Source organism: Pseudoxanthomonas sp. 97-1-1, from assembly GCF_057773125.1.
In genome coordinates this window covers 894192-913903 of the sequence record NZ_JBYMTJ010000002.1, presented here as the reverse complement: position 1 = coordinate 913903, position 19712 = coordinate 894192, and the positions used below count along the sequence as shown (strand labels likewise).

The following is a 19712-nucleotide window of genomic DNA, read 5'->3' as shown; positions in this document are numbered from 1 at the left end:
AAGACCTGCAAGAGAGGACCATGATCATGGGCGAAGCAGCACGACGAAAGGCTGAGATTGAAGCGCTAAAGACCAGGAACGTCCTCTGGCTGGCGTCGCTGTCACCCGTAGAACAGCTCATCGCCAATGCTGCACAGCGGGCCTACGACGGCATCGTCGTGGGCTTGGGCATGACCGAAGGCTGTTACCACCTAGCCTTTTTCCTGCATGAATACCTGCGCCTCGAGTACGGTGTCGAGGTGGCGGTAATTGTCGGATGGGTCAATGATGGCCAATGGGACGGCGCGACCTCCCATGCTTGGCTCGAATACGAAGGGAAGAAGATCGATATCTCCTTGCACAGGACGTCGCACCCCGATGCCCAGCCACCCGGCGACTTGGTGGTCCTGGACCATGGGATCAGGAAAGGGGCAGGGACGTATCAATATTGGGTCGTTCTTCCTGAGCGAGCACGCCTTGCGCTGGAGCAGATGGAGGAAGACAGCCCGGAATTGTCGGCTCTCATCCGGAAGAAGGCTGACGAACATCAGCGAATGGTGGAGTTCTCAAAGTCGCCAAACGGCGCAGCTGAGTATCTAAGTCAAGCGCCATCCGAAGGTTCCTACGCAGCGCTATTGCGACGGATGTAGACCGAGTTTCGATCGAAACTGTCCCGATTCGCTTAGTTCGATGCGAGGCAGCTCATCTGCCTGTGACGTCGCACTTCAGGCCGAATCGTCCAACAAACGAGCTGCGGGATTGTCGGCCGCCCCTCCGGTCCGGAAATACCCCACGACACTTGACACCGACCGGTGCTCGGTCAGCTGCATGATCGCCGGCAGAGAAACACCCTGGCGGCTGGCCTCCGTCACGAACCCCGAACGCAGGCTGTGTCCGCCAAAATCCCCCTCCAGTCCGGCTAGGCGCGCCCTACGCTGCACGATCTCACCCACGGCGGCCGGGGAGAGGGCAGGGCCGATGCGCTGCTTCCAGAGCCGCCGGAAAATTGCCCCTTCGGTGATTCCCGATGCTTCCAACCAGTCTTCCAGCGCGAGGGCGGCCCGGTCGAGCACCGGCTTATCGGGGGTTGAGGAGGCCGTGACGCCGGCCTGCTGGGTCTTGCTGTGCTCGAGGCGATAGATATAACCCTTGTCGCCGATCCGACGCAGATCGCGCAGGTCGGCGGCCGCGATCTCGCTACGCCGGCGCCCACCGCTGGCAAATCCGAAGCAGAGCAGGGCACGGTCGCGCAGGCCTTCCAGACTGTCGTTGCAGGTGGCCAGCATCGCTTCCAGTTCGACCAAGGTGATCGCGGTTTTTTTGCGTGCTCGCTCGCCGCGTTTGACCGAAGCGCGGGCCGCACGGCTGAGCACCGTGCGGATCGCTGGCTGCTCGCAAGGATTGGGCTGCTGCTTGAGCCGGTGCGCGGTAGACAACACCGCCACCCGGTGCCGGACGGTGGACAGGGTCCATGGGCCAGCCTTGGCCTTCAGGCCGGCTGCCACCAGGGCTTGGTCGACGGCCTGCGGCAGTTCCCAGGCCAGTTCGCCGTCGGCGTTGCGGCGGACGACATGGTCGACCACGAACTGCAGCACAGCCGCCTCGGGCACTGGCAGGGTCATTTCGATGCCGTAGCGCGCCGCGTGCCAGCCCGCCCAATAGCGAAGCGCGCTGGTGTAGCTACGGGTCGTGTTCTCGGCGGCCGCTTCGGCGAGCAGTTCGCGCACCGCGGCGGCGGCCTGTTGGGCGAGCTGGTCGGGCAGGACTAGGCTGGCCGCCGGTTGCGCGAGGATCGGAATCGCGGGAATATCTTTCATAGTATGTATGTTTTACTACGACAATGACTTCATAGCCACGATAATCATCACTTATCGTTAGTACAACACGGATGCTCACCGATTCGAAGTGGGAGACCCACGATGGCCCGCGGCATCACCGAAACCGACGTGCATACCGCTGCCGATGAATTGGTCGTCGCCGGCGAACGGCCCACCGTTGATCGCATCCGCGCGCACCTGGGCACAGGCTCCCCCAACACGGTCACGCGCTGGCTGGAGACGTGGTGGCGAGGACTAGCGCCGCGCCTGCTTGCTCATAGCGCCCAGCAGGCGATACCAGAGTTGCCAGCACCGGTCAGTCGGCTGGCGCAGCAGATCTGGGAGCAGGCGGTGGGAACTGCCCGGAACGACGCCGAACAGGCCGTAGTGCAAGACCGGCTTCAATTGGATGCGCAGCGCCGTGACTTAGAGAGCCGGGAAGGGGAGTGGCAGGCGCAGCTACGCGACGCGGCAGCCGCCGCAGACGAAGCGAGCCGGGCACTGGCAGCTACCGAGCAGCGTCTGGCTGACCTGCAGCGGGCGAACGATCTGCAGCAGGAACAGATCCGCGACCTGAGCGCGCAACGCGCGAGCCTGGAGGCACGCAGTGCGCGCTTGGAGGCTGACCTCCACGCCGCGCAACAGCGCGCAACACAGCGCGAGGAAAGTCTGATCGCCGAACGCGATGCCCAAGCCCAGCACCTGCGGGCGCTGGAGGACCGGGCGCATGGCGAGATAGATCGCGCTCGCCAGGAAACCAAGGAAGTGCGCAGCCAGCTGGCAGCCCTGCAACGCAGTTCCGAGGTCCTTCGACGGGAGCGAGAGGACGCACTGGCCGCCACCGCGGCCGCGCAACGCGAGGCCGGCGTGCAGCGCGGCCGGGCCGACACGCTAGAGCAGCAGATGGCAGGGTTTGGCGAGTTGCCTGCGGCTTTGCAGGCCACATTGGCGCGGCTGCAGGCGCCCAAGCCGCGTCTACGCAAAGCGAATGCGCCGCCCACGGCCAAAACAGGCCCTGGGCGACGCAAAAGCTCGTCTTAGCATTGCTCGAGGCTGACGGCGGCCTTCCAATTGCTGTCGCTTAGCTATACTGGCGCAGCCCACCTACACGCATTTACTAGCGGATTGTCGGACCGGTTGGTCTGGGCCTGTAGGACTTGAATTGGTCTGATCAGCGGCGCAGCATGCGTCTACGGCACACGGGGATGGGGCCATGGATAGCATCGAGCTAGAACTCGACGCGCAGTTCTTCGACGCGGACGTTATCGCGCGCACGGCGTATCGTTACTCCGGCGACTTCTACGTGTCTGTAAGGAGCGCCGTACCGAGCCACGTTGTTACGTTAAAGCCGCGAACGCCTGATGTTGACACGGCCGACTTGGCAGCGCGGTTCCAGACCGACGCCTGCGATGACCGATTGCGCGCCCAAGTAGCTCTCCAAACTGGCGACCTGCAACGCCAGCTCATGCGCGCGGCGCTGGAGAGCGCCTTGCCCAAGGGTAATGGCTGACTGTGAAGTTTCAGCCAGCCTCTGCATTCGTTGGCGGACCTGCGTCCTACCAGTTACTGCCGCTGCGCTTTCGTCGGCTCCCTTGGGATTCGGCACGCGTCTTTGTTAGCTCCGCGGCCGGCGACTGGTTGATCTGTCGCCATGAGGAACTAGCCTCGTTGTTGAAAGGCGAACTACCCATCGATTCTGCCTTGATGCAGGACCTGCAGGCGCGCCACATCGTGGCCGGGCCGCTGGATTCCCTTACCTTGGCGCCCTTGCTCTCGCAGTTGCGCACGCGCAAGGGGTACCTGGATGGCGGCCCCGCATTGCATATCGTGGTGGTTTCGTTGCGATGCCATCATTCTTGTAGCTACTGTCAGGTCTCACGCCAAGACACGCTGCAGCGCCAATTCGATATGCGTGAGGCGCTAAACGCCAAACTCGTGGAGCGTCTGTTCCAGTGGCCCTCACCGACACTGACGATCGAGTTTCAAGGCGGCGAGCCCTTACTGCACTTTGAGCAAGTCAAAGCGCTGACTGAATTCATCCAAGCACGCAATCGAACGGAGGGAAGGGCACTTCGCTTCGTCATTGCTTCTACGCTTCATGGCGTCACTGACGCGCAGTTGGAGTTCTTCGGGCAGCATCGTTTCGAGCTCTCGACTTCACTCGACGGCCCCGCCTGGCTGCATAACGCTAATCGTCCGATACCTTCGCGCGACAGCTATGAGCGCACGGTTGCCGGCATTGGACGCGCTCGCCAAGTCCTCGGCCACGACAGCGTGTCCGCGCTGACCACATTGACGGCAAAAAGTCTGTCCGCCCCAGAGGCCATCATTGAGGAGTATCGCCTCCAGGGATTTCACAGCATTTCGCTGCGCCCCCTGAGTCCCTATGGTTTTGCGAGAAAGACCGCCCATCGCATTGGATACACCATGCGTGACTTCCTGGCTTTCTACCGCAAAGCACTGGACGCGATTATCCAACTGAACGCGGACGGCTATGCGCTTGAAGAGACGCACGCCAGCCTGCTGCTGACCCAGCTACTGACTCCCTTCAGCCATGGCTACGTAGATCTTCGCTCACCGATGGGCGCGGGCGTTGGCGCGGTGGTCTATGACTACGATGGACGGGTCTACCCCTCGGATGAGGCCCGCATGCTCGCTGCCCAAGGGGAAGACAGGTTTTGCCTTGGCAACCTGGATCAGTCCGTGCATGAGTGGTTGACCTCGCCGGCCATGCAAGAACTTCAGGCCGGTGGCGTGGCAGAGGCGCTGCCAGGCTGCTCCGATTGTGCGTACGTCCCCCTGTGCGGCGCCGATCCTGTAGACCATTTCGCGCGCCAAGGTGATGTCATCGGACATCGACCCAGCTCGGACTTCTGTACCAAGCAAATGGGCTTGTTCGACCTGTTGCTGGAACGCATGGAGCAGGCGAGTTCTACCGAGCGGCGCATCTTGGAAGGGTGGGCGATCGGGGCCAGACAGATCGCCCCTGCTCTTGAGCCTGTGCACTGATGCGCCCACAGCAAGCCAAGGCGGAGTTCCATGGCATGGACTACGGTCACTTCAAAGTGGCTGGCCTGAAGGAGTTTGCGGGCGGAGCTTATCCGCTGGAGCACATGTTGCTGGATATGCGTACGTTGAGCCTGCGTGAGACGGATACGCTATTCAGCCTGCCCTGGGCGGGCTTTCTGGTGGACCACGCCAATCAGGCGCCCATAGGTCGACCCTGGGTGCGATATGAAGCGGAAGAAAACTGGGCATCGCCAGGCGATGTTCTAGAACTCCAGCCCTCGTCCGGGCGTGTCGCACTGCGCTATCGCCGCGGCGACAACGGGAACGTGCTGTTTGCGACCGAACAGTGCAACAGCTATTGCTTGATGTGCTCTCAGCCACCGCGCGCAGTGGATGATCTTTGGAGGGTCGAACAACTCCATGCCTTGATTGAACTAATCGACAAAGACGAGCCCTCGATCGCCATCAGTGGAGGCGAGCCGATGCTCCTGGGAGAAGGCCTAGTTGATGTGATTGCGCATTGCAACGCCGCGCTTCCCGTGACGCACGTCCATGTCCTCTCGAACGGGCGATTGGCGGGGGAGGGCACGTATGCCGCACGGTTCACCGGCTTGCACGAATCGCTGACCTGGGGCATTCCGCTCTACGGGGATACTTCGACAGTGCATGACTACATCGTTCAGCGCCAGGGGGCCTTCGCTCAAACACTTCGCGGGTTATACGCCCTTGAGCAGGCCAAGCAACGGATCGAGATACGTGTTGTGCTCGTCAAGGACGTGGTGCACCGCCTTGAGGCGATCGCGCGCTACATCTATCGCAATCTGCCATTTGTGGAACATGTTGCCCTCATGGGCGTGGAGCCCATCGGCTTCGCCAAGGCCCACCGGGAAGCGCTCTGGGTGGATCCCATGGACATGACCGTTGAGTTGGAAGGGACCGTAGACTTTCTGAGCTCGCGCAACATTGCCGTCTCGCTCTACAACTTGCCGCTTTGTACGCTGCCGCCACGCCTATGGCCGTTCTCGCGACAAAGCATTTCGCATTGGAAACAGGACTACCGCCCCGAATGCGCACCTTGTCAGGTTCGTGATCGATGCGGGGGGTTCTTTTCCTGGGTGACGCCGGACTGGTTGAGCCGCGGCATCGCACCGATAAATCAACGGGAGCCAGCCTGATGAGCAAGACCCTTGCAGTCGCAACCGCCATTATCAATGGCGCAAGCCCTCTAGGCGGCTTGGCTGACCAGGGCTGGCAGGCCAGTGGCCTTACGGAGTTGGCCCTCAACGAGAGCAAGCTCACGACGACGCTGACCGCGCCACTGAATCACGAGCAGTTCAATATGTACGCTCGCCACCGCTCACATAGCTCACACCGATCGCATAGCTCTCATCGGTCGCACAGTTCGCACTATTCGGGCAGTGGCGGGTCATACCGAGCGCCAACCTACACTCCGCCGCCTCCACCGCCACCGGCTACGTATCAACCGGCACCGCGATCTTCGTACAACGACAGCAGCACCACGTCTTCGGGATCAAGCTCCGGTTCGAACTCACAACCTCTGACGCTCGAACCGGTACAGCGATCCAAGCAGAATCTCACTCCTCGCCCGAGCTCCGACCAACTGCAGCTCATGATCATGCGCGTGCAAGCCGCCCTCTACGCGCGCGGCTATGATCCGGGCGCGATAGATGGGGTGATGGGGATGCAAACGAAGGCCGCCTTGGCCTCTTTTCAAGCAGCCCACGGCCTGCCAGCGACGGGCACCATGACCACGCCCACTTTGAACGCCTTGGGAGTCGCCCTTTCGCCATGATTCGAGCTTCGTACGTCGAGTTACTTGTCGTAGCAATGCTGGCGACCACTCTGGTTGCATGCGGCGGATCGGGTGGAGGAGGGCGCTACTCAGAGGCGAGCGACGATATTGAGTTGCATTCGGAAGACGCTGGAGACGCTGCTCGGCAATCTGTCTATGACGACTACGGCGCCAACAGTGATGGAACCTCTGCCGATGCGACGCGGGTAGATGCCTATGACGTAGAAGACAGCGGAAACTATGTTTGCACGCAGGACTGCTCAGGTCACGAGGCAGGATTTGCCTGGGCCCAAGAGAACGATCTAAGTGATGGCTCCGACTGTGGCGGAAACTCACAATCATTTGTAGAGGGATGCGAAGCGTTCGTGGAGGATCGTCAGCAGTTGGCCGATGAAACCGCGCAAGCTGAGGCTGAGCGTGCGGCCGAAGATGCGCAATACGCTGACGAGCCGGACTGGGAAGAGGAATGAACACAATCGAAGAGGTCACGATCGATGTCGACAGGGCGCACGAGTTGTTCGACATACTTGAGCAAGTAATTAATCACCCTTTTTATGATGACTCCGAAAGACTCGGATTGAGCGTCGTACTGGCCGATGCCTCCCTTGACTTCGCCTTCTCCGTCAGACTGCTATGCGTCAGTGGTCAGTTACTTGGGGCAAGTACCTGCCTGCGTTCCCAGTTCGAGGCGCTGACAAGAAGTGTGTGGGCTTTCCACTGCGCCACCGACAATCAAGTGGCACGTCTTAACCAGACCGATCTGTCGATGGAGACACAACAGGGAGCGAAGAATATCCCTCAGGCCAGTGAGATGCTGAGCGAGCTGGAAAAACGACCTAACCTTTTTGGCGTGACTGCGGCACTAAGAGAGTTCAGAGACTGCGCCTGGCAACCACTCAATTCTTTTGTACACGCCGGGATTCACGCCATACATCGAACACGATTCGGGTCTCCGCCAAAATTGATCGAGCAGACGTTTAGGATTTCAAACGGCTTCTGCTACCTGGCCTACAACCACTTGGGGATACTGACAGGTGTACCTGGCATCCAAAAAGAGATCATGGCCGCTAGTGCTTGCTTCTCAAGCGTGCTTCCTGACCCTATCTAGATGCAGAGGGCCCGGACGCCAGACGGGGACGGGGACGGGGACGGGGACGGGGAAGGAGGGAAGAGTGTGACTGACGAACGGATCCCGATTTCAGCAAGCTCATTGGCGAAATTCATCGCCATGTTGTCTGCGCCGTACGGTTTTGCCATCGCGGCGTTCTACTTGTTCGCCTTCTGGAGCAAGGTCGGAATCAATCCCTATCAACATGCCAGTGCGGCTGAGCTGTTGGGTACGGCGATCGGAAGCCTCACATTGCTCGGTGTCTTCTCTGTATTCGGAGTCATCATCGGCCTATGGCTTGGCCAGAAGACACCCAACCTGGGCGAGAAATCGCTTAAGTACCTACCGTTTCTATTCGCAGCGAGCTTGATCGTAGCCATTGGACTCTGGGTCTGGCTACTAGTCATTGGCAACCCGCTGCACTGGATTCTTCTGGGCTTGGGCCTGAACTTCTTTACCGTCTTAGTGCTAGCGCAAAGTACATGGCTCAAACGCTGGCTCCCGGAACCAAGCTTGGTTCTTGTCTTCGCACTGCTATTAGCCTACATACCGTGCGCCGTGACGTACTACGGTAAGAGCGAAGTCACCACACTCACGAGTGTGGAAAAAGGGCTGCACGTTGATCTTGCACTAAGCGCAATTGGTGCAGACGTTCCAGCGCCCGCACTGTACGTGGGGCAGGTAGGAAGCACGAACGTGCTTTACAGCCCTCAGGCTCGACTCACCACACTAGTACCCAAAGACCGGCGGATCGCATACCGAACTCCTATGACCGTACAGGTGGAGCAAACAATACCGTCAACGCGGGCAGCCCCCTGACACCGACTCCGTACATAAGGAATGTTATGCGAAGTATGTACCTGATTTTACTGCATATTTCCACCCAAAGCAAATGACCTGAGCGCTTGATCCACAGAATGCACGGAAGTCTGTAAGCTAAGTATTCCTTAGTACGATCAGGCCTCCGCATGACTATGCCCGCCGAACGCACACGCAACGTGCTGCAGGCCGGCGCGTTCCTGAGAGAACTCGCCGCCAGCAAGGACGTGCCCAAATCGGTGCGAGAAGAGGCATACCGATTGCTTCGACACTATCCGACGGTCAGCGACATCGAGGCCATTGCCCAGCACGAGGAACGGCTGCGGGAGCTGACCCAGTCGGCCTCCGTACGCCCGTATTTGAGGAGCGAGTTCGAGGCAGACTGGTTTCGCAGCTTCCCGCTTGGCCCGCACCGCATCTGATCATGAAGCGATCGGCCAGGCCGCGGGGGAGAATCGCGTCAGCGGCGGAGGCAGACCTGGAGGCTGCGCTCGAGCGAGCCCGTGGTGACTCGGCCGAGGAACTGGCCTTCTTCAAGCGGCTGATGGATGCCATGGTGTACGTGCACGCGCCTGTCTCGGACGATGCTCGAGCCCCGAGATTGGTCCAGTTCCGGCACCCCGACGGCTTTGACGCGATTCCTTTCTTTACTTCGCTCGGCAAGGCGGAGATCGCCAGCTCAGCGGCCGTCAAAATCCTGGGGGTAGCGGGGCGCGACCTCTTGGAGGGTTCGCGTGGCGCAACGTTAATGCTCAACCCCAACGACGGGGGCATTGTCCTGTATCCAGAAGAGATCGCGACATGGTTGGATACGGGCTTCCTGGCCAGGATAGAGAAGCCGGCGCCCTTCGAATTCGAAGTAAGACCGGCTCAAAGTGCACCCGGCTGGCTGGCTCCGACGATCGCCCAAAGCCTTGAGCACACCAGCTTTGTCTCGGCGGCCTACCTCCTTGAAACTCGCCCAGCCCCGGCTTCCAACCAGCACCCAGGGTTATTGATCTGGCTGGTGGCTGACATGGCCTTTTCCGAGAGGGCTGCCCGTCTAGTGACCACGGCCATCCAGCCCTTATGCTCAGAGGTGGATGTTGTCATTGATCTGATGGTCCACGACGCGTCGCAGCCTTTGCCGGAGGCCTTGGATAATCCGCAGGTCTTGCCCATATTCACGAGAACCAAGTCCATCTGAGTCCGAGCACCCTGGTCCACATGCAAGCCGATGATGAGCTGCCAGCAATTCCTCCGGAGCTAACGGAGGAAGAAAAGGATCGCCGGACCCGCGAGGCCTTGGCCGACGTCGACGCTGGGCGGACGATCCCGCATGAGGAGCTGCTGCGATGGGTCAGAGGGCTGTCGAAACCTTCTTGAGCGTACCCATTGGCTCAGGAGCGTGGAAATTGTGGCGTGTTTAGGGAGCCTTTCTCTGGCCTGAGGGCATCTTGTCGGGAGCAGCCTTACTTGGAGGCAAGTTGCCGGCACGAATTTGGGGTCCGAACCGACCACCGGTGGATCTACCTACAACAAGCACGGGGCAACTTGCTTGGCGGTTCTCAGATCACGGGGCAACTTGTAGGAGCCTCAACAAATCTGGGGCAGTTGTTGAACCCAAATGAGGCGATTGTTGGGCGTAGCGGGGGCAGATTCGCTGCGGCAATCAGTTGACAAGGCGCATCCAACAGTCCAGCTCGCCTCATAGGCTATTTCGCATAATGCCTATTATGTAAAATACAATGCGCAGGGCCGGCTAGATCTCCAAGCGGTTCTGCCTATACCAAGCCACAGCCCCCAGCAGCCCCAGCTGCCCATGCTCCACCCGCCATACCGGCACCCGTTCCAGCTGCTCGGTCATCACGCCCTTGTTGAGGTACCGCTGCAGGAAGCGCCCGTCGTGCAGGAACTGCGGAATGTGCGCGGTCACGCCGCCCGCCAGATACACGACCCGGGCACCGAAGATGATCGCCAGATCGCCGACCACGCTGCCCAGCCACCCACAGAACGTCTCCAGCGTTTCCCTTGCCAACGCATCCGATTCCGCAGCCGCGACCAGCGCGCCGGCATCCGAATGCACCGGCGTCGCGTCGCGGAGTTCGCACAGGCACCGGTACAGATTCATCAGGCCAGGCCCAGACAGCACGTGCTCGTTGTGCAGGTACGGCCGGTCCTTCAGCAACCGGCGGACGATATCCAGCTCCAGCGCGTTGCCGGCCGCCAGCGACGCCTGGCCGACTTCCGTCGGCAACACCCGTGGCGGCTGGCCTTCGATCCACACCGCAGCCCCCAGCCCGGTGCCCGGGCCGATCACCAGCGCCGGCGACGACGTTCCAGATGCCATCAGCGGTGTCAGCGGCGACAGCGTGTCCGGCGCGAGCGTCGGCACCGCATTGGCCACGGCTTCGAAATCGTTGATCAGTTGTACCCAGGCCAGGCCGGCACCCACGCGCGTCTGTTCCACCGACACCGCCCACGGCAGGTTCGAATTGATCAGACGGTCGCCCTCCAGCACACCGGCGATGGCCACGACCGCGCCATGGCACGGCGTGCCGGCCGCATAGTCGTGCAGGATGGAGGCGAGATCCGGATGCTCAGCGCAGGCGTAGCGACGGTAATCGTGGATGTCGTTGCTGCCGTCGGCGTCGATCCAGCCGAGGCGGGCATACGTGCCGCCCACGTCGGCGACGATGATGCGTACACGCGAAACGTCCTGCGGGTGTGCTGCGGGAACGCCTGTCGGCACCTTGTCCATCGTTACCGTGCCTGTCATGCGGATGCCACGCTGCCCAATGCCTGAATTGCGCGACAAGGATAACGTGTCGTTGCCCGATCGTGGCGCGGGCCGACCGCGGACGCGCGCAGCTCACCCTACGGAAAGGTACGTGCACGGGTCATGGCGTATCATGCGGGCATGTCCCGGTTCGCCCCCCTGCTCCGTGCCCTGCTCTGCCTGGCGTTGCTGCTCAACGGCACGGCGTACGCGCATGCCGCCACGCGCATGGCGATGGGCGACGTGGCGGCCGCCGTCCAGGCTGCCGAGGACACGCCACCGTGCCACGAGGGCATGGACATGGCGATGCCGGTGGACGGCGACGCTTCTTCCGGTCACCACGACGCCGACGCCGGCCTGCCCGATTGCTGCAAGGCAGGGAGCTGCGACGGCTTCTGTGCCCAGCACGCGCCTGCACTGACCTGGCTGACCCCGCTCGGGGCACTCCCGTATCCGCAGGCAGAAGCTCCCGCCTACCGTGCCGATGCCCACGCATCCGTACGCCTGTCGCACCGTCACCGACCTCCCATCCTGGCGGCCTGACGCCGCATTCCCGCGGCTTTCCGCAGGGCCGGTGGCGCGTGTCGCGCGCCGGATCCACGACCACGACGGACGCCACCGCCACAGCGGTCGGTCGCGCCGACGATGCACAGGATGTCTGCAATGAATCACGATGAATCCACACCGGGACGCCTGGGTGCGTTCCGACCCACACGCCGCCAGTTCGTCACCGGCCTGGCGACCGGCAGCGTCGCGCTGGGCCTCGGCCTGGCGCGCATGCCCGCCTCGGCCGGCACGCCCGCGCGTCGCGGCGGTGCGGCGCTCGCCACCGGCACCGACTTCGCGCTGAGCATCGGCGCGATGCCGATCGACATCACCGGCCGCATGCGGCCCGCGATCACCGTCAACAACAGCCTGCCCGCCCCCACGCTGCGCTGGCGCGAAGGCGACACGGTCACCGTGCGCGTCAGCAACCGCCTGCGCGACATGTCCTCGATCCACTGGCACGGCATCCTGCTGCCGTCGAACATGGACGGCGTGCCGGGCTTGAGCTTCAACGGCATCGCGCCGGGCGAAACGTTCCAGTACCGCTTCCAGCTGAAGCAGTCCGGCACCTACTGGTACCACAGCCATTCGCTGTTCCAGGAACAGGCCGGCCTGTACGGCGCGTTGATCATCGACCCGCGCGATCCGCCGCCCTACCACCACGACCGCGAACACGTCGTGCTGCTCTCGGACTGGACGGACCTGGATCCGGCTGCCCTGTACCGGCGCATGAAGAAGATGCCGGAGCACGACAACTACTACCAGCGCACGCTGGTGGATTTTGTGCGCGACGCTAAGCGCGACGGACTGGCGGAGACGGTCGAGGATCGCGGTATGTGGGGGCGCATGCGGATGACGCCCACCGACATCTCCGACATCAACGCGCACACCTATACCTATCTGGTGAATGGTGCGGCGCCTGCCGGCAACTGGACCGGCCTGTTCAAGCCTGGCGAGAAGGTACTGCTGCGCTTCATCAACGGCAGCGCGATGACCTACTTCGATGTCCGCATCCCGGGCCTGAAGATGACCGTCGTCGCTGCCGACGGCCAGTACATCCATCCGGTGAGCGTGGACGAGTTTCGCATCGCGGTGGCGGAAACGTTCGATGTGATCGTCGAACCGAAGGGCCAGGACGCCTTCACCATCTTCGCGCAGGACATGGGCCGCACCGGCCATGCACGCGGCACGCTGGCCGTCCGCGACGGGCTGGAGGCGCCGATTCCGTCGCGCGATCCACGTCCGCTGCTGACGATGGCCGACATGGGCCACGACATGGGCGGCCATGGCACGCAGAAAGGCATGGAAGGCGGATGCGGCGCGATGATGGGCGAAGGCGGCTGCGGTGCGAACATGGGTGCGATGGATCACGGCGCTCACGGCGCGACATTGAACGCGCCGAACCATCCCGCCAGCGAAACTGGCAATCCGCTGGTCGACATGCAGTCGTCCTCCAGCGAACCCAAACTCGACGATCCCGGCATCGGCCTGCGCGACAACGGACGCCAGGTGCTGACCTACGGCGCGATGCGCAGCCTGTTCGACGATCCGGATGGCCGTGACCCGGGCCGCACTGTGGAACTGCATCTCACCGGCCACATGGAGAAGTTCGCCTGGTCGTTCGACGGCATCCCGTTCGCCAGCGCCGACCCGTTGCGACTCAAGTACGGCGAGCGCATGCGCATCGTGCTGGTCAACGACACGATGATGCAGCACCCCATCCACCTGCACGGCGTCTGGAGCGACCTGGAGGATGCGGACGGCGCATTCCAGCTGCGCAAGCACACCATCGACATGCCGCCCGGCACGCGGCGCAGCTATCGCGTCCGCGCCGATGCGCTGGGACGGTGGGCCTTCCACTGCCACCTGCTGTACCACATGGAAGCCGGGATGATGCGCGAAGTGAGGATCGAGGCATGAAGACCTTCCTCATCCCTGCCCCGCTCCGTCTGGCCTCGTTCGTTGCCGTCATGCTGGGCGTGGCCGCTCCTGCCATGGCGCAGCATCACGACCATTCACAGCCTGCGACGCAGGAGACACCAAAGCAGGACGACCACGCGCATCACGATCACGGCGCCATGTCCCAGACAGCGTCAGCGGCGATCACCGCTGCGCCGCGCGAACCGATTCCCGCGATCACTGCGGACGACATGGCCGCAGCGTTTCCGGCCATCGACCACCACGCCATGCAGCATGCGCCGGCGTTCAACCACAAGGTGACCTTCAACCGGCTGGAAGCCTGGGATGCGGACGAAGGCACCGGCCAGGCCTGGGAAGGCAGCGCGTGGTTCGGCACCGATACCGACCGCCTGTGGCTGCGCAGCGAGGGCGAGCGCATGGGAGGCCACACCGAGAGTGCCGATCTGGAAGTGCTGTACGGCCGCAGCGTCTCGCCGTGGTGGGACGTGGTGGCCGGCGTGAAGCACGACTTCAAGCCCGGCGATGCACGCAGCTGGGCAGCGTTCGGCGTGCAGGGCATGGCACCGTACCGCTTCGAGGTGTCGGCCACGGCCTATGTCGGCGAGGGCGGCCAGCTCGCCGCCAACGTCGAGGCCGAATACACGCTGCGCATCACCAACCGCCTGATCCTGCAGCCGCTGGTGGAAGTGGACATCGCAGCGAAGGATGATCCCGATTACGGCGTCGGACGCGGCATCTCCGGCATCGAAGCGGGTCTGCGCCTGCGCTACGAAGTGACGCGCCGTTTCGCGCCCTACATCGGCGTGGTGCACGAACGCGCCGTGGGCGACACCGCCGATCTGCGCCGCGCCGAGGGCGAAGCCACGCGCGATACCCGCGTCGTCGCGGGCGTCCGGGTCTGGTTCTGATGGAGGACTTCATGAATTACCGCACGCCCCTGCCCCGCCTCGCCTCCATCCTGCTGCTCGCCACCACCCTCGCCGCCTGCACGCAGGCGGTGCCGGCGCCGGTGGACAGCGCCCTCGCGGCGACGGCTGCACCAGCAACGCAGCAGAAGACCGCGGTGGCCGCGATGCCGAAGATCATCGTCCATCGCGATGCCTACTGCGGCTGCTGCCATCTGTGGGTCGAACACCTGCGCAAGGAACGCTTCGACGTGGACGACCGTGTGGAGGACGCCATGAGTCCGGTGAAGGAACGACTGGGCATCGTGCCAGAGCATGCGTCCTGCCACACCGCCGACATCGAGGGCTATGTGGTCGAGGGCCATGTGCCGGCATCGGACATCCGGCGCCTGCTGCGCGAGAAGCCGGCCATCCGTGGCCTCGTGCTGCCCGGCATGCCGATGGGCTCGCCGGGGATGGAGGTGGAAGGCGTCGACGCACCGGCCTACACCGTGCTGGCACTGCACCGCGACGGCAGCACCACGCCCTACGCCACGCATTCGCCATGAACCGAGGGGGACGGCACGGACGCCGTCCCACCCCTTGACTCTGGAGCGTACTCCAGGGTGCAGACTGCAGGTACTTCGAGGAGTTCCCGCATGAACATCGGACAATTGTCCCGCCGCACCGGCGTCCCCATCGATACCGTGCGCTACTACGAAAAGCAGTGCTTGCTGCCCCCTCCCACGCGCAGTGCCAGCGGCTACCGGCATTACGAAGCGGACGATGTGCTGCGGCTGAATTTCATCCGCCGCGCGAAGGCGCTCGGCTTCACGCTCGAGGAGATCCGCGAACTGCTGGCCCTCAGCAGCGCCCACGACGGCGACATGGCGGCCATCCGTTCCGCCGCCACCGACAAGCTGGTCGACGTGGAACAACGTCTGGCCGAGCTGACGCGCGTGCGTGACGGGTTGCGCCAGTTGGTCGATGCATGTCCGGGGCATGGCGCGCTGGACCAGTGCCCGATCCTCACGGCGCTGGGAGGCGAGGCATGAGTCCCGCACCGCACACGCATGGCCACCCTCCGGCGGAACACGCGGCGAAACCCGTGTGCTGCAGCGGCCATACCACGGCGCGCGCCAACGATGGCACTCACGCCACCGATCCGGTCTGCGGCATGAAGGTCGATCCGCTCACCACCTCGCACCATGCGGAGCATGCAGGCCAGGCCTACCATTTCTGTTCCGCAGGTTGCCGCACGAAGTTCGTCGCCGATCCCGAACGCTATCTGCATCCGGCCACTGATGCCGCGCCGGCACCTGCGGGCACGCAGTACACCTGCCCCATGCATCCGGAGATCGTGCAGGACGGCCCGGGCACGTGTCCGCTCTGTGGCATGGCGCTGGAACCCATGCTGCCCTCGCTGGACGAGGAAGAGAATCCGGAGTTGACCGATTTCCGGCGGCGCTTCTGGTGGACGCTGCCCTTCAGCACGGCCACGCTGCTGCTAGCCATGGGCGGCATGTACCTGGACGTCATCCCGCCCACCGTGCGCACTTGGCTGGAATTCGCGCTCAGCACGCCGGTCGTGCTGTGGGCCGCCTGGCCGTTCTTCCAGCGCTGGGCGCAATCGATCCGGCATCGCAGCCCCAACATGTGGACGCTGATCGGTACCGGCGTGGCCGCAGCCTATGGTTACAGCGTGGTCGCCGTGCTGGCACCGCAGCTGTTCCCGCCCTCGTTCCGCGACCATGGCCACGTCGGTGTCTACTTCGAAGCGGCGGCGGTGATCGTGTCGCTCACCCTGCTTGGCCAGTTGCTGGAACTGAAGGCGCGCTCGCAGACCTCCGCCGCGATACGCGCCTTGCTGGGCCTCGCGCCGAAGACCGCACGCCGCCTGCGCGACGATGGCGATGAGGAAGACATCGACCTCTCGCACGTGCACGTCGGCGACCGGCTGCGCGTGCGGCCGGGCGAGAAGGTCCCAGTGGATGGCGTGGTGCTGGAAGGCCGCACGCACATCGACGAATCCATGCTGACCGGCGAACCGATGCCGGTGGAGCGTGTGCCGGGCGACCGCGTGATCGGCGCCACCCTCAACGGTGCGGGCAGCCTGGTGATACGTGCCGAAAAGGTCGGCAGCGACAGCGTGCTTGCCCAGATCGTGCAGCTGGTCGCGCAGGCGCAGCGCACCCGCGCACCCATGCAGCGGCTGGCAGACCGGGTGTCGTTCTGGTTCGTGCTCGCCGTGCTCGCTGCCGCACTGGCGACGTTGATGGGCTGGGGTCTGTTCGGCCCGGATCCGTCATGGACGTACGGTGTCCTCAACGCCGTATCGGTGCTGATCATCGCCTGCCCCTGTGCGTTGGGGCTGGCCACGCCGATGTCGGTGATGGTGGCCAGCGGGCGTGCGGCACAGGCCGGCGTGCTGTTCCGCGACGCGGAGGCCATCGAAACCCTGCGCAAGGTCGACACCCTGATCGTGGACAAGACCGGCACCCTGACGGAAGGCCGTCCCGCCTTCCAGGCAGTGCATGCGCTGGCCCCGTTCGACGAGAACGCGGCGCTGCGGCTGGCTGCCAGCCTGGATGCCGGCAGCGAGCATCCGTTGGCGCAGGCCGTGGTGCAGGAAGCGCGCCAGCGTGGGCTGGCGCTCGCGTCCGCGCAGGATTTCGAATCCAGCAGCGGCATCGGTGTCCGCGGCATGGTCGACGGCCATCGCGTCGCTTTCGGCAATGCCGTGCTGATGCAGGAAGAAGGCGTATCCCTCGATGCCCTGCGGGAACATGCCGATCGCCTCCGCGAGGAAGGCGGCAGCGTGATGTTCCTCGCGGTCGATGGCGCGCCCGCCGGCAGCATCGCGGTGGCCGATCCCATCAAGGCCAGTACGCCGGACGCCCTGCGCGCCTTGCGTGACGGCGGGCTCCGCATCGTCATGGCCACCGGCGATGGCGAGCGCACCGCGCGGGCGGTCGCCGCGCGCCTCGGTATCGACGAAGTCCACGGTGACGTGCGTCCTGCCGACAAGGCCGCACTGGTGGCGCGTCTGAAGCAGGAGGGCCGCCACGTGGCGATGGCCGGGGATGGCATCAACGATGCGCCTGCCCTCGCGGCAGCGGATGTCGGCATCGCGATGGGCACGGGCACGGACGTGGCGATGTCCAGCGCGCAGGTGACGCTGGTGAAGGGCGACCTGCGCGGCATCGCACGCGCCAAGGCGCTGTCGGAAGCGACGGTGCGCAACATGCGGCAGAACCTGGCCTTCGCCTTCGCCTACAACGCATTGGGCGTACCGGTCGCCGCCGGCCTGCTGGGCCTGTTCGGTGGCCCGCTGCTCTCGCCGATGCTGGCGGCACTGGCGATGAGCCTGAGCTCGGCGTCGGTGGTCGGCAATGCACTGCGGCTGCGCCGTGTCCGGCTACCCGTCGACTGAAACGCACACGGCCACCCGCCGGTGGCCGTGCCGTCACCGGTACCGCGCGTTTACTTGACGGTGACGTAGGTGCCCTTCAGGGCAACGCCGCTCATGATGTTGCCCGCGTAGCACTCGTAATTGGTAGCGCTGCGGAACTCGTTCTTCTTGAAATAGCTGGTGATGTTGATCACGGCATTCGCCCCGCGATCCTTGGCGCCCTCCTGCAGCGCCTTGAGTGCGGACAGCGCCACCCAGTTGCAGGACTCCACGTCCGATTTGCCCACGCCGTTGGTCTTCTTGTTGGTGACGTCCTCGCCCATCCGCGTCACCACCGCCGGTGTCTTCTCGCCGGCCAGGAAGAAGCGCACGCTGCCGTCGATGCCCGCCGCCTTCGCCTGTGGCGAGTCGATCAGTTCGCGCAACGGAAGCTCGAGGCGGGTATCGGCAGCGAATGCCTGCGGCACGGCCAGCAGGGTCAGCAGGGATGCAGTCAGAAGTCGTTTCATGGTCAGGCTCCTTCGGGGGAAAGGGTGGCGGGGCCACCGTGATGGTCAAGCATGCCGAGGCGGGCGTGGGGAGGCCGTGCAGGCCTGCCGAACGCAGCACCGCCAGTCGTGGCGCATCTCGTCACTGGATCGGTGGCACGTCTTCCTCGGGCCCGATCTCGATCCCGGCCTGCTCGTCTGCGAACAGGATCCGGAAATCGCCGCGGCGCAGCCATGCCGCCGTATCGGCCGCCAGTGCATCGCTGATCTTGCTCAACGACGAGCAGCCACCCCGGAACAGCGTCATCGTCTGCCGGTAGGGCTGGTACTGCCCTATCAGCTTGCCGTCCTGGAACAGTTCCGCTCGGATCATCGCCCACTTGGGACCGGAGAACCCGCCACCGTCGGCACTGCGCATGTTCATGATGCGGATGCGCAGGGTGCGGCCCGATAGCGCCTCGATATCCTGGTCTGTCAGTTCCACCAGGCCACGCGAGTAATCGACCAGATGCGCGGGAAGCTCGGCCGTCCAGTCGCATTGCTTCATGAACTCCGGATACCCGGCATAGCCATCGCGCAGTGCGATCCTGGGGCTGGTGCGGATCACGTCGTCGGCCACCGCGGATAGTGCGGGCATGGCCAGGCACAGTGCGAAGAGCAGGCGCCATGGACTGCGGATCACGGCGTGGCCACCGGCGCGGCGTCCGCGGCAGCGTCCACCGCGTCCTGCTGGTGGAATACCGGGGAGTTCTGGATGTCGAGCGCAAGGTTGCCGATCCAGCGGTTGTAGTTTCCATGGATCCGCGGCGCACCGCGCTTGATCTCGTAGTTCATCTCCCTGCTGGAGACGTACTCGATCTTGAAGCCGTTGGCGTCGTAGCGCACCGCCACCACGACCTCATGCGTGCGTGGCGCGTAGCGCAACGTCACCCGGCCGGGTTCGCTGTCCACGACGGCCCAGCCACGTGTCTTGCCCGCGTGGATGATGGCCGCCTTGATGCGTGCCGCACTCGGCGGAATGCCGTTGGTGGACTCCACCCGCTCGTACGCCGGCACGACCATCGGATCCTGCTTGCCGGCCATCGCCGGCAGGCTGACTGCTGACAGCACGAGCGCCAACAGCAACGAAACGGAACGCTTCTTCATCTATCCCCCTGTG

22 protein-coding genes are annotated in these 19712 nt (G+C 63.7%); 17 read left to right on the top strand and 5 right to left on the bottom strand.

Features of this window, described 5'->3' with window-relative positions:
- Positions 1 to 20 precede the first annotated feature (20 nt).
- Entirely contained in the window at positions 21 to 629 is a 609-nt protein-coding gene (locus AC3DET_RS11550) for a hypothetical protein (protein WP_488391670.1), read from the top strand.
- Between the two features lie 75 nt (positions 630 to 704).
- Here the strand turns inward: AC3DET_RS11550 and AC3DET_RS11545 are convergent, their stop codons facing one another.
- Complete coding sequence (locus AC3DET_RS11545; protein ID WP_488391669.1) at positions 705 to 1796, bottom strand: site-specific integrase; 1092 nt, start codon at positions 1794 to 1796, stop codon at positions 705 to 707.
- Between the two features lie 102 nt (positions 1797 to 1898).
- Between AC3DET_RS11545 and AC3DET_RS11540 the strand changes: the two genes are divergently transcribed.
- The 10 genes from AC3DET_RS11540 (at position 1899) to AC3DET_RS11495 (ending at position 9731) form a co-directional block, all read left to right on the top strand.
- Positions 1899 to 2837: a DNA-binding protein gene (locus AC3DET_RS11540; RefSeq protein WP_488391668.1), complete on the top strand. Its 939-nt coding sequence runs from the start codon at positions 1899 to 1901 to the stop codon at positions 2835 to 2837.
- A 172-nt stretch (positions 2838 to 3009) separates the two neighbouring features.
- Positions 3010 to 3306, top strand: coding sequence for a hypothetical protein (locus AC3DET_RS11535; RefSeq protein WP_245123472.1), 297 nt, complete (start codon positions 3010 to 3012; stop codon positions 3304 to 3306).
- 2 nt (positions 3307 to 3308) lie between these two features.
- A complete protein-coding gene (hxsB, locus tag AC3DET_RS11530; protein WP_488391667.1) occupies positions 3309 to 4805 on the top strand; it encodes a His-Xaa-Ser system radical SAM maturase HxsB in 1497 nt (498 codons plus the stop codon).
- Between the two features lie 35 nt (positions 4806 to 4840).
- Complete coding sequence (gene hxsC, locus AC3DET_RS11525; RefSeq protein WP_488391666.1) at positions 4841 to 5980, top strand: His-Xaa-Ser system radical SAM maturase HxsC; 1140 nt, start codon at positions 4841 to 4843, stop codon at positions 5978 to 5980.
- Entirely contained in the window at positions 5899 to 6618 is a 720-nt protein-coding gene (gene hxsA, locus AC3DET_RS11520; RefSeq protein WP_488391665.1) for a His-Xaa-Ser repeat protein HxsA, read from the top strand. The genes hxsC and hxsA overlap by 82 nt, the downstream gene beginning before the upstream one ends.
- Positions 6615 to 7088: a hypothetical protein gene (locus tag AC3DET_RS11515; RefSeq protein ID WP_488391664.1), complete on the top strand. Its 474-nt coding sequence runs from the start codon at positions 6615 to 6617 to the stop codon at positions 7086 to 7088. Before hxsA ends, AC3DET_RS11515 begins: the two co-directional genes overlap by 4 nt.
- Positions 7085 to 7726, top strand: coding sequence for a DUF6988 family protein (locus AC3DET_RS11510; protein ID WP_488391663.1), 642 nt, complete (start codon positions 7085 to 7087; stop codon positions 7724 to 7726). Before AC3DET_RS11515 ends, AC3DET_RS11510 begins: the two co-directional genes overlap by 4 nt.
- Before the next feature lie 66 nt (positions 7727 to 7792).
- Complete coding sequence (locus AC3DET_RS11505; RefSeq protein ID WP_488391662.1) at positions 7793 to 8545, top strand: hypothetical protein; 753 nt, start codon at positions 7793 to 7795, stop codon at positions 8543 to 8545.
- A gap of 149 nt (positions 8546 to 8694) precedes the next feature.
- Entirely contained in the window at positions 8695 to 8967 is a 273-nt protein-coding gene (locus tag AC3DET_RS11500) for a BPSL0761 family protein (RefSeq protein WP_488391661.1), read from the top strand.
- A gap of 2 nt (positions 8968 to 8969) precedes the next feature.
- A complete protein-coding gene (locus AC3DET_RS11495; protein ID WP_488391660.1) occupies positions 8970 to 9731 on the top strand; it encodes an SseB family protein in 762 nt (253 codons plus the stop codon).
- A gap of 555 nt (positions 9732 to 10286) precedes the next feature.
- Here the strand turns inward: AC3DET_RS11495 and AC3DET_RS11490 are convergent.
- Complete coding sequence (locus AC3DET_RS11490; protein WP_488391659.1) at positions 10287 to 11303, bottom strand: glucokinase; 1017 nt, start codon at positions 11301 to 11303, stop codon at positions 10287 to 10289.
- Positions 11304 to 11444: 141 nt separating this feature from the next.
- Between AC3DET_RS11490 and AC3DET_RS11485 the strand changes: the two genes are divergently transcribed.
- From AC3DET_RS11485 to AC3DET_RS11460, 6 genes are all read left to right on the top strand, one after another.
- Positions 11445 to 11846 (top strand): CopL family metal-binding regulatory protein, encoded by a 402-nt coding sequence (locus AC3DET_RS11485; RefSeq protein ID WP_337731990.1) that lies wholly within the window; start codon positions 11445 to 11447, stop codon positions 11844 to 11846.
- 120 nt (positions 11847 to 11966) lie between these two features.
- Complete coding sequence (locus tag AC3DET_RS11480; protein WP_488391658.1) at positions 11967 to 13769, top strand: copper resistance system multicopper oxidase; 1803 nt, start codon at positions 11967 to 11969, stop codon at positions 13767 to 13769.
- Positions 13697 to 14677 carry a copper resistance protein B gene (locus AC3DET_RS11475; RefSeq protein WP_488391657.1) on the top strand — a complete coding sequence of 327 codons (981 nt, stop codon included), beginning with the start codon at positions 13697 to 13699 and terminating at the stop codon, positions 14675 to 14677. Before AC3DET_RS11480 ends, AC3DET_RS11475 begins: the two co-directional genes overlap by 73 nt.
- An 11-nt stretch (positions 14678 to 14688) precedes the next feature.
- Complete coding sequence (locus AC3DET_RS11470; RefSeq protein WP_488391656.1) at positions 14689 to 15222, top strand: DUF411 domain-containing protein; 534 nt, start codon at positions 14689 to 14691, stop codon at positions 15220 to 15222.
- 90 nt (positions 15223 to 15312) lie between these two features.
- Positions 15313 to 15708 (top strand): MerR family transcriptional regulator, encoded by a 396-nt coding sequence (locus AC3DET_RS11465; protein WP_337731994.1) that lies wholly within the window; start codon positions 15313 to 15315, stop codon positions 15706 to 15708.
- Complete coding sequence (locus tag AC3DET_RS11460; RefSeq protein WP_488391655.1) at positions 15705 to 18086, top strand: heavy metal translocating P-type ATPase; 2382 nt, start codon at positions 15705 to 15707, stop codon at positions 18084 to 18086. The genes AC3DET_RS11465 and AC3DET_RS11460 overlap by 4 nt, the downstream gene beginning before the upstream one ends.
- 50 nt (positions 18087 to 18136) lie before the next feature.
- Here the strand turns inward: AC3DET_RS11460 and AC3DET_RS11455 are convergent, their stop codons facing one another.
- From AC3DET_RS11455 to AC3DET_RS11445, 3 genes are all read right to left on the bottom strand, one after another.
- The gene (locus AC3DET_RS11455; RefSeq protein WP_337731996.1) at positions 18137 to 18574 is read right to left on the bottom strand and encodes an excinuclease ATPase subunit; all 438 of its coding nucleotides are present in this window, start codon (positions 18572 to 18574) and stop codon (positions 18137 to 18139) included.
- Positions 18575 to 18695: 121 nt separating this feature from the next.
- Complete coding sequence (locus AC3DET_RS11450) at positions 18696 to 19190, bottom strand: hypothetical protein (RefSeq protein ID WP_488391654.1); 495 nt, start codon at positions 19188 to 19190, stop codon at positions 18696 to 18698.
- 41 nt (positions 19191 to 19231) lie between these two features.
- Complete coding sequence (locus tag AC3DET_RS11445) at positions 19232 to 19699, bottom strand: hypothetical protein (protein WP_337731998.1); 468 nt, start codon at positions 19697 to 19699, stop codon at positions 19232 to 19234.
- Positions 19700 to 19712: the final 13 nt, after the last annotated feature.

What these genes read in the sequence shown, in the direction of transcription:
- AC3DET_RS11545 (WP_488391669.1), bottom strand. Translation starts at nt 1,796, where the DNA reads ATGAAAGATATTCCCGCGATTCCGATCCTCGCGCAACCGGCGGCCAGC.
- AC3DET_RS11445 (WP_337731998.1), bottom strand. Translation starts at nt 19,699, where the DNA reads ATGAAGAAGCGTTCCGTTTCGTTGCTGTTGGCGCTCGTGCTGTCAGCA.
- AC3DET_RS11495 (WP_488391660.1), top strand. Translation starts at nt 8,970, where the DNA reads ATGAAGCGATCGGCCAGGCCGCGGGGGAGAATCGCGTCAGCGGCGGAG.
- AC3DET_RS11510 (WP_488391663.1), top strand. Translation starts at nt 7,085, where the DNA reads ATGAACACAATCGAAGAGGTCACGATCGATGTCGACAGGGCGCACGAG.
- AC3DET_RS11550 (WP_488391670.1), top strand. Translation starts at nt 21, where the DNA reads ATGATCATGGGCGAAGCAGCACGACGAAAGGCTGAGATTGAAGCGCTA.
- AC3DET_RS11470 (WP_488391656.1), top strand. Translation starts at nt 14,689, where the DNA reads ATGAATTACCGCACGCCCCTGCCCCGCCTCGCCTCCATCCTGCTGCTC.
- AC3DET_RS11515 (WP_488391664.1), top strand. Translation starts at nt 6,615, where the DNA reads ATGATTCGAGCTTCGTACGTCGAGTTACTTGTCGTAGCAATGCTGGCG.
- AC3DET_RS11465 (WP_337731994.1), top strand. Translation starts at nt 15,313, where the DNA reads ATGAACATCGGACAATTGTCCCGCCGCACCGGCGTCCCCATCGATACC.
- AC3DET_RS11450 (WP_488391654.1), bottom strand. Translation starts at nt 19,190, where the DNA reads ATGCCCGCACTATCCGCGGTGGCCGACGACGTGATCCGCACCAGCCCC.
- AC3DET_RS11540 (WP_488391668.1), top strand. Translation starts at nt 1,899, where the DNA reads ATGGCCCGCGGCATCACCGAAACCGACGTGCATACCGCTGCCGATGAA.
- AC3DET_RS11535 (WP_245123472.1), top strand. Translation starts at nt 3,010, where the DNA reads ATGGATAGCATCGAGCTAGAACTCGACGCGCAGTTCTTCGACGCGGAC.
- AC3DET_RS11490 (WP_488391659.1), bottom strand. Translation starts at nt 11,303, where the DNA reads ATGACAGGCACGGTAACGATGGACAAGGTGCCGACAGGCGTTCCCGCA.
- AC3DET_RS11480 (WP_488391658.1), top strand. Translation starts at nt 11,967, where the DNA reads ATGAATCACGATGAATCCACACCGGGACGCCTGGGTGCGTTCCGACCC.
- AC3DET_RS11455 (WP_337731996.1), bottom strand. Translation starts at nt 18,574, where the DNA reads ATGAAACGACTTCTGACTGCATCCCTGCTGACCCTGCTGGCCGTGCCG.
- AC3DET_RS11500 (WP_488391661.1), top strand. Translation starts at nt 8,695, where the DNA reads ATGACTATGCCCGCCGAACGCACACGCAACGTGCTGCAGGCCGGCGCG.
- AC3DET_RS11460 (WP_488391655.1), top strand. Translation starts at nt 15,705, where the DNA reads ATGAGTCCCGCACCGCACACGCATGGCCACCCTCCGGCGGAACACGCG.
- hxsC (WP_488391666.1), top strand. Translation starts at nt 4,841, where the DNA reads ATGGACTACGGTCACTTCAAAGTGGCTGGCCTGAAGGAGTTTGCGGGC.
- AC3DET_RS11485 (WP_337731990.1), top strand. Translation starts at nt 11,445, where the DNA reads ATGTCCCGGTTCGCCCCCCTGCTCCGTGCCCTGCTCTGCCTGGCGTTG.
- hxsA (WP_488391665.1), top strand. Translation starts at nt 5,899, where the DNA reads ATGCGGGGGGTTCTTTTCCTGGGTGACGCCGGACTGGTTGAGCCGCGG.